The sequence below is a fragment of the Pseudomonas paracarnis genome (genome assembly GCF_904063055.1).
In the GTDB taxonomy this organism is placed as follows: Bacteria; Pseudomonadota; Gammaproteobacteria; order Pseudomonadales; family Pseudomonadaceae; genus Aquipseudomonas; species Aquipseudomonas paracarnis.
The window spans coordinates 492442-506685 of sequence record NZ_CAJFCN010000001.1; the positions used below are offsets into that span (position 1 = coordinate 492442).

At 60.2% G+C, this 14244-nt stretch carries 16 protein-coding genes; 12 read left to right on the top strand and 4 right to left on the bottom strand.

All coding sequences use genetic code 11. The annotated features are described in order from the left end of the window. Nucleotides 1-112 precede the first annotated feature (112 nt). Both ftsB and ispD read left to right on the top strand, forming a co-directional pair. Nucleotides 113-391, top strand: a complete 279-nt coding sequence (ftsB, locus tag JMV15_RS02190; RefSeq protein WP_003189195.1) for a cell division protein FtsB — start codon at nt 113-115, stop codon at nt 389-391. Continuing rightward, nucleotides 388-1095 (top strand): 2-C-methyl-D-erythritol 4-phosphate cytidylyltransferase, encoded by a 708-nt coding sequence (ispD, locus tag JMV15_RS02195; RefSeq protein ID WP_014717241.1) that lies wholly within the window; start codon nt 388-390, stop codon nt 1093-1095. The genes ftsB and ispD overlap by 4 nt, the downstream gene beginning before the upstream one ends. A 129-nt stretch (nt 1096-1224) precedes the next feature. Here ispD and JMV15_RS02200 read toward each other — a convergent pair whose 3' ends face one another. Then, nucleotides 1225-2121: a LysR substrate-binding domain-containing protein gene (locus tag JMV15_RS02200; RefSeq protein ID WP_019817856.1), complete on the bottom strand. Its 897-nt coding sequence runs from the start codon at nt 2119-2121 to the stop codon at nt 1225-1227. A gap of 109 nt (nt 2122-2230) precedes the next feature. On the opposite strand from JMV15_RS02200, the gene JMV15_RS02205 reads away from it, so the two are divergent. The 8 genes from JMV15_RS02205 to rpoS all read left to right on the top strand — a co-directional run bounded on the left by JMV15_RS02205 (nt 2231) and on the right by rpoS (nt 9354). Continuing rightward, complete coding sequence (locus JMV15_RS02205; protein WP_014717243.1) at nt 2231-3343, top strand: S-(hydroxymethyl)glutathione dehydrogenase/class III alcohol dehydrogenase; 1113 nt, start codon at nt 2231-2233, stop codon at nt 3341-3343. A gap of 8 nt (nt 3344-3351) precedes the next feature. Further along, a complete protein-coding gene (gene fghA / locus JMV15_RS02210) occupies nt 3352-4197 on the top strand; it encodes an S-formylglutathione hydrolase (protein WP_014717244.1) in 846 nt (281 codons plus the stop codon). 54 nt (nt 4198-4251) lie between these two features. After that, nucleotides 4252-4725 (top strand): 2-C-methyl-D-erythritol 2,4-cyclodiphosphate synthase, encoded by a 474-nt coding sequence (gene ispF, locus JMV15_RS02215; RefSeq protein ID WP_201491247.1) that lies wholly within the window; start codon nt 4252-4254, stop codon nt 4723-4725. Further along, on the top strand, nt 4722-5780 hold the full coding sequence (gene truD / locus JMV15_RS02220; RefSeq protein WP_032903247.1) for a tRNA pseudouridine(13) synthase TruD: 1059 nt from the start codon (nt 4722-4724) through the stop codon (nt 5778-5780). Before ispF ends, truD begins: the two co-directional genes overlap by 4 nt. Beyond that, nucleotides 5768-6517, top strand: coding sequence for a 5'/3'-nucleotidase SurE (surE, locus tag JMV15_RS02225; RefSeq protein ID WP_014717247.1), 750 nt, complete (start codon nt 5768-5770; stop codon nt 6515-6517). Before truD ends, surE begins: the two co-directional genes overlap by 13 nt. Nucleotides 6518-6558: 41 nt before the next feature. Further along, nucleotides 6559-7194, top strand: coding sequence for a protein-L-isoaspartate(D-aspartate) O-methyltransferase (locus tag JMV15_RS02230; RefSeq protein ID WP_169850588.1), 636 nt, complete (start codon nt 6559-6561; stop codon nt 7192-7194). 209 nt (nt 7195-7403) lie between these two features. Beyond that, a complete protein-coding gene (locus JMV15_RS02235; RefSeq protein WP_032893170.1) occupies nt 7404-8240 on the top strand; it encodes a peptidoglycan DD-metalloendopeptidase family protein in 837 nt (278 codons plus the stop codon). Between the two features lie 106 nt (nt 8241-8346). Continuing rightward, nucleotides 8347-9354, top strand: a complete 1008-nt coding sequence (gene rpoS / locus JMV15_RS02240; RefSeq protein WP_003189214.1) for an RNA polymerase sigma factor RpoS — start codon at nt 8347-8349, stop codon at nt 9352-9354. 232 nt (nt 9355-9586) lie between these two features. Here the strand turns inward: rpoS and JMV15_RS02245 are convergent, their stop codons facing one another. After that, complete coding sequence (locus JMV15_RS02245; protein ID WP_002554837.1) at nt 9587-9796, bottom strand: cold-shock protein; 210 nt, start codon at nt 9794-9796, stop codon at nt 9587-9589. Between the two features lie 388 nt (nt 9797-10184). On the opposite strand from JMV15_RS02245, the gene dcd reads away from it, so the two are divergent. Both dcd and JMV15_RS02255 read left to right on the top strand, forming a co-directional pair. Continuing rightward, nucleotides 10185-10751 carry a dCTP deaminase gene (dcd, locus tag JMV15_RS02250; RefSeq protein ID WP_003189215.1) on the top strand — a complete coding sequence of 189 codons (567 nt, stop codon included), beginning with the start codon at nt 10185-10187 and terminating at the stop codon, nt 10749-10751. A gap of 108 nt (nt 10752-10859) precedes the next feature. Next, nucleotides 10860-11057: a hypothetical protein gene (locus JMV15_RS02255; RefSeq protein WP_005785769.1), complete on the top strand. Its 198-nt coding sequence runs from the start codon at nt 10860-10862 to the stop codon at nt 11055-11057. A 21-nt stretch (nt 11058-11078) separates the two neighbouring features. On the opposite strand, the gene pdeM is transcribed toward JMV15_RS02255, so the two are convergent. Both pdeM and JMV15_RS02265 read right to left on the bottom strand, forming a co-directional pair. Continuing rightward, nucleotides 11079-11729 carry a ligase-associated DNA damage response endonuclease PdeM gene (gene pdeM / locus JMV15_RS02260; protein ID WP_201491248.1) on the bottom strand — a complete coding sequence of 217 codons (651 nt, stop codon included), beginning with the start codon at nt 11727-11729 and terminating at the stop codon, nt 11079-11081. Further along, nucleotides 11729-14209: a ligase-associated DNA damage response DEXH box helicase gene (locus JMV15_RS02265; protein ID WP_201491249.1), complete on the bottom strand. Its 2481-nt coding sequence runs from the start codon at nt 14207-14209 to the stop codon at nt 11729-11731. The genes pdeM and JMV15_RS02265 overlap by 1 nt, the downstream gene beginning before the upstream one ends. Nucleotides 14210-14244: the final 35 nt, after the last annotated feature.

The window sequence follows — 14244 nt, forward strand, 5'->3', positions numbered from 1 at the left end:
GGCGCTAATCTGCTGACTGACAAGCGCAAGCCTGGTTTTTCCAGGCTTTGTGCTATCAGTTGCTGCAAAAGGTTTGCATGACTGTCTTTTTTAACTGGATACCCGGATTTCGATGCGCAGTCCCAATTGGTTGTTCCTCGTCTTGCTCTTGTTGCTGGCTGGCCTGCAGTACCGCCTATGGGTCGGTAATGGCAGCTTTGCGCAGGTGGAAGAACTGACCCAGCAAATTGCCGACCAGCGTGCCGAAAACGAACGCCTGCTGGAGCGCAACCGTGTCCTGGACGCTGAAGTGCTTGAGCTGAAAAAAGGCACGGAGACCGTTGAAGAGCGGGCTCGTCATGAGTTGGGCATGGTCAAGGAGGGCGAGACCCTCTACCAGTTGGCCCAATGAGCCACGATTTACCGGCCTTCTGGGCCGTGATTCCTGCCGCGGGCGTCGGTGCCCGTATGGCCGCAGACCGTCCCAAGCAGTACCTGCAACTGGGCGGGCGCACTATTCTCGAACACAGCCTCGGCTGTTTTCTCGACCACCCACGCCTCAAGGGCCTGGTGGTCAGTCTTGCAATTGACGATCCTTATTGGCCCACCTTGGCATGCGCCACTGACCCGCGTATCCAGCGTGCCGACGGGGGCTCGGAACGTTCCGGCTCGGTGCTCAATGCGCTGCTGCAACTCAACGCCCTGGGCGCCAGTGATGACGACTGGGTGTTGGTGCACGACGCTGCGCGGCCTAACCTGAGCCGTGATGACCTCGACAAATTGTTGGCGGAACTGGCTGACGATCCGGTAGGCGGCCTGCTGGCGGTGCCGGCGCGCGACACCCTCAAGCGTGTCGACAAGCATGGCCGTGTGGTGGATACCGTTGATCGCAGCCTGATCTGGCAGGCTTACACGCCGCAGATGTTCCGCCTGGGCGCCTTGCATCGCGCCTTGGCCGACAGCCTGGTGGCCGATGCGGTGATCACCGATGAAGCGTCGGCCATGGAATGGTCCGGGCAGGCGCCGCGCCTGATCGAAGGGCGTTCGGACAATATCAAGGTGACTCGGCCGGAAGACCTGGAGTGGTTGAAGTTGCGCTGGGCTAACCGGCGGTAACCTGTCAGACCGGGTCTGCTTCATCGCAGGCAAGCCAGCTCCCACATTTGATCGCTGCCACATCAAACAACACGTCCAACTGTGGGAGCCGGGCTTGCCCGCGATGAGGCCGGTGCAGACCACCTCAATTCAATGCTTGTACTCGGGCCTCTGCGCCAACCCCACCTTCAAAAAGTCCACCAGCTTCCTCACCTTCGGCGACAAATGCCGCTGCTGCGGATACAACGCCCACACCGCAGTATTTGGCGGTTGATGAGCCTCCAGCAACGACACCAACGCCCCGCTGTGCAGATGCTCCAGCACGTAGTAATCCGGCAACTGGCACAAGCCCATGCCTTGTAACGCCGCATCCAGCACCGCTTGCCCGCTGTTGCAGCGCCAATTGCCTTGCACGCGCTGGGAAAATTCCCGCCCATCCTGGGCCATTTGCCAGATATCCGAGCTGCCAATCAGGCAGTTATGCCGGCTCAACTCCGACAAACTGTGTGGCCGACCGTACCGTTCGAGGTAGGAGGGCGACGCGCATAGGTACATGCGTCGAGGTGCCAGGCGGCTGGCAACCATGCGCGAGTCTTGCAGGCGTCCCAGGCGGATGGCCAGGTCGAGGCCTTCATGCACCAGGTCCAGCGAGCGGTTGGTCAACTCGATGTCCACGCGCAGTTGCGGATAGTGCGCCATGAATCGTGTCACCAGCGGCACGATAAAGCGTTCGCCATAGGCCACGGCGCAGGTCATGCGCAACATGCCCTTGGGTTCGCTGGTCAGGTCGCCCACCGCCCGCAACGCTTCCTCGCGACCGTCCTGCAGGCGTTGGCAGTGCTGCAGGAAGGTCTGACCGGCTTCGGTCAAAGTCACCTTGCGCGTACTGCGGTACAGCAATCGGGTTTGCAGGCGTTCTTCAAGGCGCGCCACTTGCCGGCTGACATGGGATGAAGACACCCCCAACCGTTCGGCCGCCGCCGTGAACTGGCTGCATTCGGCCACCGCGACAAACTCGTCAATGCCTTCCCAGCGGTTCTCCAGCATGGTGATTGTCCCTGTACAGCAATAATGTTTTGCTTTAGTCCGAATTATTCATCAATAGGTGATGATTTACACTCACCGTCTCAGTTTTTAACCCGATGGAGAAACCCGGATGATCAAGTCCCGTGCCGCCGTAGCCTTCGAGGCCAAGAAGCCCCTTGAGATTGTTGAAGTGGATGTCGCCATGCCCAAGGCTGGCGAGGTGCTGCTGCGGGTGGTCGCGTCCGGCGTGTGCCACACCGACGCCTACACCTTGTCGGGGGCGGACCCGGAAGGCATCTTCCCTTCGATCCTCGGCCATGAAGGCGGCGCAGTGGTGGAAGCCATCGGCGAGGGCGTAACTTCGGTGGCTGTGGGCGATCACGTGATCCCGCTGTACACCCCGGAATGCGGCAAGTGCAAGTTCTGTCTGAGTGGCAAGACCAACCTGTGCCAGGCCATTCGCGCCACGCAGGGCAAGGGCTTGATGCCGGATGGCACCACGCGTTTCTCCTACAAGGGCCAGCCGATTTTCCACTACATGGGCACCTCGACGTTCTCCGAGTACACCGTGCTGCCGGAAATCTCCGTGGCCAAGATTCCTAAAGAAGCGCCGTTGGAAAAAGTCTGCCTGCTCGGTTGTGGTGTCACCACCGGCATCGGTGCGGTGATCAACACCGCCAAGGTCAAGCCGGGCGACACCGTGGCCGTCTTCGGCCTGGGCGGTATTGGCCTGTCGGCGATTATCGGTGCAGTCAAGGCCAAGGCCGGTCGCATCATTGCTATTGATATCAACCCGGCCAAGTTCGAAATCGCCAAGCAACTGGGTGCCACCGATTGCATCAACCCGAAAGACTACGACCGCCCAATCCAGGACGTGATTGTCGACCTGACTGACGGCGGCGTGGACTTCTCTTTCGAGTGCATCGGCAATGTGCAACTGATGCGTGCGGCCCTTGAGTGCTGCCACAAAGGCTGGGGCGAGTCAGTGATCATCGGCGTGGCCGGTGCTGGCCAGGAAATTGCCACTCGCCCATTCCAGCTGGTCACCGGTCGCGTCTGGCGTGGTTCGGCGTTTGGTGGCGTGCGCGGTCGTACCGAATTGCCAAGCTACGTGGAAATGGCTCAGTCCGGTGAAATTCCGCTGGATACCTTCATCACCCACACCATGGGCCTGGAAGATATCAACAAAGCGTTTGACCTGATGCATGAAGGCAAGAGCATTCGTACCGTCATTCACTTCTGAGGTCGGCCATGAGTCTGGAGAACCTGTCATGCCAGAAGAGCTTCGGCGGCTGGCATAAACGCTACAAGCATCATTCCGATGTGCTCGGTTGCGACATGACCTTTGCCGTCTACCTGCCTCCGCAAGCGGAGCAGGGCGGCAAGCTGCCGGTGTTGTATTGGCTGTCCGGTTTGACCTGTACTGACGAAAACTTCATGCAGAAGGCCGGCGCCCAGCGCATGGCCGCCGAGTTGGGCTTGATTATCGTCGCGCCGGACACCAGCCCCCGTGGCCCCGGCGTGCCGGGCGACCCGGACAATGCCTGGGACTTCGGCCTCGGCGCCGGCTTCTACCTCAATGCCACCCAGGAACCCTGGGCCAAGCACTATCGGATGCATGACTACGTGGTGCAGGAATTGCCGGCACTGGTGGAGGTGCATTTCCCTGCGTCGGATAAACGCGGCATCAGCGGCCACTCCATGGGCGGTCACGGTGCGCTGGTCTGTGCGCTGCGCAACCCTGGACGTTACCTGTCGGTGTCGGCATTTTCGCCGATCAACAATCCGATGGACTGTCCGTGGGGCCAGAAGGCCTTTTCCCGTTATTTGGGGGAAGAGCGCTCGAAGTGGCGTGAATGGGATGCCTGCGTGCTGATCAGCGAAGCCTCGGAAAAGTTGCCGCTGTTAGTGGACCAGGGCGATCGCGACGATTTCCTCGCCGTTCAGCTCAAGCCCGAAGCCCTGCTGCAAGCAGCCAAGGCAGCCAACCATCCGCTGGAACTGCGCCTGCAGCCTGGCTACGACCACAGCTACTTCTTCATCGCCAGCTTCATCGAAGACCATTTGCGGCATCATGGTCGTGCTTTGCTCGGTTAATCTGAGGCAAAAGTAGGTAGAATCACGCCCTGAATTAAATCGGGGCGTTTTTTTATGCGTATTGGCCACGGCTACGATGTGCACCGTTTCGCTGAAGGCGATTTCATCACCCTGGGCGGCGTGCGTATTGCACACCACCATGGGTTGCTGGCTCATTCCGACGGCGACGTGGTCTTGCACGCCTTGAGCGATGCCTTGCTCGGCGCGGCTGCATTGGGCGATATCGGCAAGCACTTCCCGGACACCGATCCCACCTTCAAGGGCGCGGACAGCCGTGTGTTGCTGCGCCATGTGGTCGGCCTGATCCATGTCAAGGGCTGGAAGGTTGGCAACGTCGATAACACCATCGTCGCCCAGGCGCCGAAAATGGCCCCCCATATCGAAGCGATGCGCACAGCGATCGCCGCAGACCTGCAAATTGAATTGGATCAAGTCAACGTGAAAGCCACCACCACCGAAAAGCTCGGGTTTACCGGTCGTGAAGAGGGCATCGCGGTGCACTCCGTCGCCTTGTTGCTGCGCGCATGAACGACCTGCAACTGCTGGGCCCGAGGGCCTATGGCGAGGCCCTGGGCAGCGCGGTACTCAAGGCCACAGCCGAAGACTTCCAGGTTGATGAGGTGCTGGACATCCCGCTGACCGGCGACGGCGAGCACCTGTGGCTGTGGGTGGAAAAGCGCGGCTTGAACACTGAGGAAGCGGCACGGCGTATCGCCAAGGCTGCTGGGGTGCCATTGCGCACCGTCAGCTATGCCGGGCTCAAGGACCGTCAGGCCCTGACCCGCCAGTGGTTCAGCGTGCAATTGCCCGGCAAGGCCGACCCGGACATGAGCGGCGCAGAAAACGACACCCTCAAGATCCTGAAAACCGCCCGTCACAAACGCAAGTTGCAGCGTGGGGCTCATTCGGCCAACGGCTTCACCTTGCGCCTGACCCAACTGGTCGGCGACACCGCTGCCATCGACGCACGTCTGCAGTTGATTGCCCGGCACGGCATCCCCAATTATTTCGGCTCCCAGCGTTTTGGCCACAACGGCGGCAACGTGGTGGATGCTCGCGAGTGGGCCGCCCGCAAGGCCCTGCCCGAGCAGCGCAACGTGCGCTCGCGCTTGCTGTCCACCGCTCGCAGTTACCTGTTCAACCAAGTGTTGGCGGCTCGTGTCGCCGACGGTTCATGGCAGCGAGCCCAAGTTGGCGATCTGCTGGCGTTTACCGACAGTCGCAGTTTTTTTCCGGCCGGGGAAGCTGAGTGCAGTGACCCGCGCCTGGCGATTCTGGACCTGCATCCCACCGGCCCGCAGTGGGGCGAGGGCGATTCGCCGGCGAAAGGTCTTACATACGAGCTGGAACAATCTGTCGCCGCTGGCGAAGCTGACCTACGTGATTGGCTGGTGAAGGCGGGAATGAGCCAGGAACGTCGCATTCTGCGACTGCCCATTGGCGGGTTGACGTGGCATTATCCCGGGCCTGACATTCTGCAATTGGAATTCGTCCTGCCGGCCGGATGCTTCGCCACTGTCTTGGTGCGCGAGCTTGTTGATCTGGTGCCGGTGGGGCAGACGGACAGCCCATGCGTATTCTGATATCAAACGATGACGGTGCCACCGCACCCGGTCTTGCCGCGCTCCATGCTGCGCTGCAGGATTACGCCGAGTGCGTGGTGGTTGCCCCCGACCAGGACAAGAGCGGCGCCAGCAGTTCGCTGACGCTCGACCGTCCGCTGCACCCGCGGGTCCTGGCCAATGGCTTTATCAGCGTTAACGGCACCCCCACCGACTGCGTGCACCTGGCGATCAACAGTCTGCTGGAGCACCAGCCAGACCTGGTGGTCTCGGGGATCAACCTGGGCGCCAACCTGGGTGATGACGTGCTGTATTCCGGTACCGTGGCGGCCGCCCTTGAGGGGCGCTTCCTGGGCCGCACCGGCTTTGCCTTTTCCTTTGCCTCGCGGCAATTGGATAATCTGGCGACGGCGGCGTATTACGCGCGCAAGCTGGTGGAGGCCCATGGCTCCCTGGACCTGCCGCCGCGTACGGTGCTCAACGTCAATATCCCCAACTTGCCCCTCGACCATATTCGCGGTATCCAACTCACGCGCCTGGGCCATCGCGCCCGTGCTGCGGCGCCCTTGAAGGTGGTCGACCCACGCGGCAAGGAAGGATACTGGATCGCCGCGGCCGGTGACGCCGAAGATGGCGGCGAGGGCACGGACTTTCATGCGGTGATGCAAGGCTATGTCTCCGTTACCCCGTTGCTGTTTGATCGCACCTTCAGTGATGCCTTCAGTGGCCTTGATGGCTGGCTGGAGGGACTGCGTTGATGGCTCGTGAACAAGACGACTTGTTGCGCCGCGGCATCGGGATGACCTCCCAGCGCACCCGGGAGCGGTTGATCCAGCGTCTGTATGAAGAAGGCTTGTCCAACGCACAGGTGCTGGAAGTAATCCGACGCACGCCGCGGCATCTGTTTGTCGATGAGGCGCTGGCACATCGCGCCTATGAAGACACAGCGTTGCCCATCGGCCACAACCAGACCATCTCTCAGCCCTATATGGTTGCGCGTATGAGCGAGCTATTGCTGGCGGCGGGGCCGTTGGACAAGGTGCTGGAGATTGGTACCGGTTCTGGCTATCAGACGGCCGTGCTGTCGCAATTGGTAGAGCGAGTGTTTTCGGTCGAGCGCATCAAGGTGCTACAGGACCGGGCCAAAGAGCGTCTGGTGGAGCTGAACCTGCGCAACGTGGTATTCCGCTGGGGCGATGGCTGGGAGGGCTGGCCGGCGCTGGCGCCCTACAACGGTATCATCGTCACCGCCGTGGCCACCGATGTGCCGCAAGCCTTGCTGGATCAATTGGCACCTGGCGGGCGGCTGGTCATCCCAGTGGGCTCCGGCGAAGTGCAACAGTTGATGCTTATTATCCGTGAGGACGAAGGTTTTTCCCGGCATGTACTCGGTGCCGTGCGTTTCGTCCCCTTGCTCAACGGCCCGCTGGCCTGATCATTTATTCGCGGGCAGTGAATTCTGTAAGCGGGGATGTGTCTTACGGCGGGGTCTATTGAATCAACACACCTGGCAGCCACGATTAAACATGATGAATTTTTCCTTTCAGTCAGGTGCCAGTAAAAAGCCAATGCCCAGTTATACTTGCGTCATATTTCAAGCCTGATCCAGGCGTTAACGTTCAGCCACCACAAAGGGAGCGGCGGGTGAGTCTCACAGGTCCTGCGCAGCGAATGAGTAAAACAAGCTTTCAGCGACTGGTGCTTGGCCTTGTCTTGAGTTCCTTATTGGCAGCCTGCTCGAGCACGCCATCCGGCGGTGCGCGGGTCGTTGACCGTACCAACGCAACCCCCCAGAGACCTACGGTCACCACTGGCCAATACGTGGTGCGCAAAGGCGACACCCTGTTCTCGATTGCCTTTCGTTACGGCTGGGACTACAAGGCGCTGGCCGCCCGTAACAACATTCCTGTGCCGTATACGATCCATCCGGGGCAGACCATTCGTTTCGATGGTCGCTCAGGTTCTGCACCTACGGCAGTTGTGACAAAGTCGGGATCTTCGCCATCGTCCTCGAGCAAGACCACCATCATTACCCGGCCTGCAGGCAGCGCCGCGCCTACGGTTGCGAGCAAGCCGGCACCCGCGCCGTTGCCACCCGCCGGGCCTGCGCCGACCGGTTGGGGATGGCCTTCAAACGGAGTGTTGATTGGAAAATTCTCTTCAAACGGTAGTTTGAATAAAGGCATTGATATCGCCGGGGATTTGGGACAGCCTGTTTTAGCTGCGTCTGATGGGACAGTGGTGTACGCCGGGAGTGGTTTGCGGGGCTACGGCGAGCTGGTCATCATCAAACACAGCGATACCTACGTCAGTGCCTACGGTCATAACCGCAGGTTGTTGGTTCGGGAGGGGCAGCAGGTCAAGGTCGGACAGACGATTGCCGAAATGGGGTCAACGGGCACAGACCGGGTGAAACTGCACTTTGAGATTCGCCGCCAAGGGAAGCCTGTAGATCCGCTGCAATTCCTGCCCCGTCGTTGATGTGTTGCACAGCCTGTTCCCTCACGTAGAAGGAACAGGCTCCAGCGTTGCCAAGGATAGAGGCGTCGCTTGAGCTTGAGGTCGAACTCACCAAAGGACTATAACAATGGCTCTCAGTAAAGAAGTGCCGGAGTTTGACATCGACGATGAGGTTCTCCTTATGGAGGCCGGTATCGATTTGGAAACGATGTCAGATAATGAAGGGGTATCACCACCTTCAGTTCGCACCAAATCCAAGAATGCTGCCGCGTTGAAGCAGCACAAGTACGTTGACTATACGCGGGCGCTCGACGCGACCCAGTTGTACCTCAATGAAATCGGCTTTTCCCCTCTGTTGACCCCCGAAGAAGAAGTCCATTTTGCGCGTCTGTCGCAAAAGGGCGATCCGGCTGGGCGTAAGCGCATGATTGAAAGCAACCTGCGCCTGGTGGTGAAAATCGCCCGACGCTACGTCAATCGTGGGCTGTCCCTGTTGGACCTGATCGAGGAGGGCAACCTGGGCTTGATCCGGGCTGTGGAAAAATTCGACCCTGAGCGGGGCTTCCGTTTCTCCACCTATGCCACCTGGTGGATTCGCCAGACCATCGAACGGGCGATCATGAATCAGACCCGCACGATCCGGTTGCCGATCCATGTGGTCAAGGAGCTCAACGTCTACCTGCGGGCGGCGCGTGAGCTGACGCAAAAACTCGATCATGAACCTTCGCCTGAAGAGATCGCCAACCTGCTGGAAAAACCGGTAGGGGAGGTCAAGCGCATGCTCGGCCTTAACGAGCGTGTCTCTTCGGTCGATGTCTCGCTGGGGCCGGACTCGGACAAGACCCTGCTGGACACCCTGACCGATGATCGTCCGACGGACCCTTGCGAGCTGTTGCAGGACGATGATCTTTCCCAAAGTATTGACCAGTGGCTGTCAGAGCTCACGGACAAGCAGCGTGAAGTGGTGATTCGCCGCTTCGGCCTGCGCGGTCATGAGAGCAGCACCCTGGAGGATGTAGGTCTGGAGATTGGTCTGACCCGTGAGCGGGTGCGGCAGATCCAGGTAGAGGGCCTCAAGCGCTTGCGCGAGATCCTGGAGAAGAATGGCTTGTCGAGTGAGTCGTTGTTCCAATAACGATTGGTAGGGCAGCGATGACAAAACGCCCGATGCATGTGAATGCACCGGGCGTTTTGCTGTGCTCTGATCGTTCCCATGCTCTGCGTGGGAATGCAGCTCTGGACGCTCGGCGTCCCAAAGCGCGACGCCGAGCGTCACAAGAGGCGTTCCCACGCAGAGCGCGGGAACGATCAGGCATAAAAAAACCCCGCTTTTAAGGGCGGGGTTTTTTCGACTAAGTCAGTACAAGTTAGATAACTTGAACTTCTTCAGCTTGCATGCCTTTCTGACCGCGGGTAGCGATGAAAGAAACCTGTTGGCCTTCTTTCAGGCTTTTGAAGCCGTCGGATTGGATAGCTTTGAAGTGAACGAACAGGTCGTCACCGGATTGTGGAGTGATGAAGCCGAAGCCTTTTTCATCGTTGAACCACTTAACGGTACCAGTTTGGCGATTAGACATGGTGTATCTCCTTGGACAAAGTTAACTGCGACTCAGGAAAAGCCCTGGCCGAGACTGAGTGCAAAGAGCAGGAAAAATTCTTGGAGATGGTTGGATCGAAATTCAACATATCGTGTAGAGATTCTCAGTGACACAAGCAGCACAGTGGCGCCACCTTAACCCTTTTTCCGGAACGTGCCAATGGTATTTCCGAAGGTTTCTCTATTTTCGTGACTGGCGGTGGTATTTACAGTCATTGGCGCCTGCCGTCCGGGTCCCGGCCACGCTCGCTATGGCTTATAACCGGCCGTGCATTGATCAAGAAAACCCGTACGGCCTTTGAACCCCAACGCCGGCCCCGGTAAGATGGCCCACAGATTTTTTTCGCCTCGCTATTCAGGACACCGCCATGAGCATCAAATCGGACAAGTGGATTCGCCGCATGGCGCAGGAACACGGCATGATCGAGCCGTTCGTCGAACGTCAGATTCGTGGCGAAGGCGACGAGCGCGTGATTTCGTACGGTGTTTCCAGCTATGGCTACGACGTGCGTTGCGCCGATGAATTCAAGGTGTTCACCAACATCAATTCGGCGATCGTCGATCCAAAGAACTTCGACGAAAAGAGCTTCGTCGACGTCAAGAGCGACGTGTGCATCATCCCGCCCAACTCTTTCGCCCTGGCGCGCACCGTGGAATTCTTCCGTATTCCGCGCGACGTGTTGACCATCTGCCTGGGTAAAAGCACCTATGCCCGCTGCGGCATTATCGTCAACGTCACACCGCTCGAGCCGGAGTGGGAAGGCCACGTGACCCTGGAATTCTCCAACACTACCACCTTGCCGGCGAAAATCTACGCCAACGAAGGCGTGGCACAGATGCTGTTCCTGCAGTCCGATGAGGCTTGTGAAGTGTCTTACAAGGACCGTGCGGGCAAGTATCAGGGCCAACGCGGCGTCACTCTCCCACGCGCTTGATCGAAAGCGCCTTCGGGTAAAGGGAATTTGTCTGCAGAAAGTGACTCTATCTAGGTGTACTGCTTCGGCGCGTGTGAAACGCGCCGGGCCATACTTGAGGAGTACCTTATGAAGATCGACCCGCGAATCAGCGCAGAACTCGCCCGGCTTGAACCCAACCAGATTGGTGTTCTGGCCTGGTCCTTGATGGCCAACCCCGCGCACGCGGGGGGCATCCCTGGTCAACCCGAACCTGATTACCCACAGCCTACCGAACCGGGTGAGCCGACCTTACCGGACGAGCCGCCACCCGCGCCCGTTGCCTGATCCCTGAGCAGGCCTTATCGATCATTGAATCGGCCAGACCTGGTGATCGCCGATCACATAGATTCGGCGGTCTGGGGCCTGCTCCACGGCATAGCCCCCTGTAAACGCGCCAAAGGCTGGCAGCAGGCTTACCCGCCCGCCGACCTGGAAGCACGGCAGGCGTAGCCGTTGGCGCCCTTTACCGCGCAGGTGGTACACAGGATGCACATGCCCCGCCAGTACATGATGGCTGGCATGGGCGTCGGGTTCATGTTGCAAGGCGAAAGGGCCCGTCAGCAGAGGCTCCGCGACCACGTCGATGCCCAAGTCCAGTGGTGGGTCGCCGGCACGTTTGTCGTGATTGCCGCGAATCAAGATCAAGGCCAGTGTGCGATTGCGCTCACGCCAGGCCCGGATTGCGTTCAGGGTGGCGCTGGCGTGAGAGCCGGGGCCGTGCAGGAAATCGCCGAGAAAGATCAACTGTTCGCAGGGTAGGGCCGATAACAGCCTGTCCAGGCCTTCCAGGTTGGCCGTAGTCGTGCCCTGTGGCACCGGCTGCCCCAGGCTGCGATAGGCCGACGCCTTGCCAAAATGCGCGTCGGCGATCAGTAAACATTTACGCGCGGGCCAGTACACAGCTTTCTCCGGCAATAGCCATAGCTCTTCACCTTCTAGCGTCAGTGGGTAATGCATCAGCCTTGCCCTTTGTCGGCGACTTTTTCCAGGTCCTTGACCATCCGCGCGATGCGCTCCGAGAGTTTTTCCGAGCTCATGCTTTCGCGCATCCGTTCTACCAGCAGCGGAAAGGCCAGGGGCGTGGGCCGCTGGATCCTGTGCAGGTCCAGCTTCAGCGTCGACAGATGATTCAGCGTCTGTTCCAGTCGGCGAATATCCAGCTCGTCCCGCAGAACTTCTTCTCCTGCCTGGGCCAGCAGCAGATTTTGTGGGTCATATTGCTTGAACACTTCAAAGAACAAACCACTGGAAGCCTGCACTTGTCGCGTGCTTTTTGGCGCGCCGGGATACCCGGCAAATACCAGCCCGGCGATTCGCGCAATCTCGCGAAAGCGGCGCAGGGCCAGTTCGCCGGCATTGAGGCTGGCGACCACATCCGCCAGCAGGCCTTGGGGGCTCAGCAACCTTGTATTCAACAACTGGGGCCACTGCACCTCGGTGGCGCTCAACAGCTCCAGGCCATAATCATTCACCGCAATCGAAAAGGTCAGCGGCTGCTGCTGGCTGACCCGCCATGCCAGCAAACTGGCTAGGCCCAGGTGTACCTGGCGGCCAGCGAATGGGTACAGAAACAGGTGCCAGCCCTCTCGCGACCGCAGGGTTTCAGCCAGCAAATGCTCGCGGGTCGGCAGCCCGGACCAGCGCAATTGGGTATGCAGCAACGGTTGCACCGCCTTCATCTCTGGGCCGTCGAAGTGCCCATGCGCGGCGGCATCAAAACGCTCGACCACCGCCTGGGCCAGTTCGTTGGAAAGGGGCATGCGCCCGCCATTCCAGCGTGGCACGGCGGCTTTTTTCGCGTTGCTGCGGCGTACGTAAGCGGTCATGTTTTCCACGCGCACCAATTCCAGCAACCGCCCCGCGAACAAAAATCCATCCCCCGGCTTGAGCCTTGCAATAAAGCCTTCCTCGACACTGCCCAGGTTCTTGCCGCCGCCGCCTTTGCTCCAGAACTTGAGCTGGATGCTGGCGTCACTGACGATGGTGCCCACGCTCATGCGGTGGCGGCGTGCCAGGCGGGCATCCGGAACGCGCCAGATGCCGTGCTCATCGGGCTCCACCCGGCGGTAATCCGGATAAGCGGTGAGTGACAGGCCACCATGGCGCACAAACCCCAGGGCCCAGGCCCAGTCCGCTTCGGTGAGGTCGCGATAGGCCCAGGCGCCGCGCACTTCGTCCAACAGTGCCGCCGGAGTAAACCCGCCACCCAAGGCCATGCTGACCAAGTGTTGGACCAGCACATCCAGCGGCTTGTACGGTGATTCCCGCGCTTCGATGCGCCGTTGGGCGATCGCATCCTGGGCGGCTGCGGCTTCCACCAGCTCCAGGCTGTGGGTGGGCACCAGCGTTACCCGTGAGGGCCGCCCTGGTGCGTGGCCGGAGCGCCCGGCGCGTTGCATCAGCCGCGCTACGCCCTTGGCGGAGCCGATTTGCAGCACCCGTTCCACCGGCAGGAAGTCAACGCCCAGGTCGAGGCTGGAAGTGCACACCACTGCCTTGAGCTGTCCATCCTTCAACGCTCGCTCCACCCAGTCCCGGGTCTCTCGCGATAACGAACCGTGGTGCAGGGCAATCAAGCCGGCCCAGTCCGGACGAGCGCCCAGAATCGCCTGGTACCAGATCTCGGATTGCGCGCGGGTGTTGGTAAACACCAGGCAACTGCTGCTGGCCTCTACCTCGGCGACCACTTGCGGCAACATCTTCAAGCCGATATGCCCGGCCCAGGGAAAGCGCTCGGTGACGGGCGGCAGCAAGGTGTCGACCTTCAGTGCCTTGGCCGTTTGCCCCTGTACATTGATGCCGCCGCCCTGTGGGGCCAGTACCTCCAAGGCGTGGGCCTGATTACCCAGCGTCGCGGAAATACCCCACACCATCAACTCAGGATGCCAGCGCCGCAAGCGTGCCAGTGCCAGTTGCAACTGCACGCCACGCTTATTGCCGATCAGTTCGTGCCATTCATCCACGATGACCATGCGCAGGTGCGCCAGGCTGGTTTCACTGTCGGCACGGGCCAGCATCAGGGTCAGGCTTTCCGGGGTGGTGACCAGGGCGGTGGGCTGGCGGCGGGTCTGGCGTGCGCGTTCGCTGCTGCTGGTATCGCCGGTGCGCAGGCCCACGCTCCAGGGAATCTGCAGGGCCTCCAGCGGTGCTTGCAGGGCGCGTGCGGAGTCGGCGGCCAGGGCGCGCATCGGCGTGATCCACAGGACGGTCAGCGGCTGGGCAGGCGGTTTGCGCTTGCTTGTAGCGGGCGGGCGGGTAATGGCGAAACGGTTGAGTGCGGCAAACCACAAGGCATAGGTTTTACCCGCCCCGGTGCTGGCATGCAGTAACCCCGACTGGCCGGCCTTGACCGCGGCCCATACCTCTTTCTGAAAGGCGAATGGCTTCCAGCCTTGGGTGGCAAACCATTGCTTGGCGAAGTCGTGGGTTTTTGCCATGCGGCAGCGGACGCTCTGGAGGGGTTAGTTCAAAG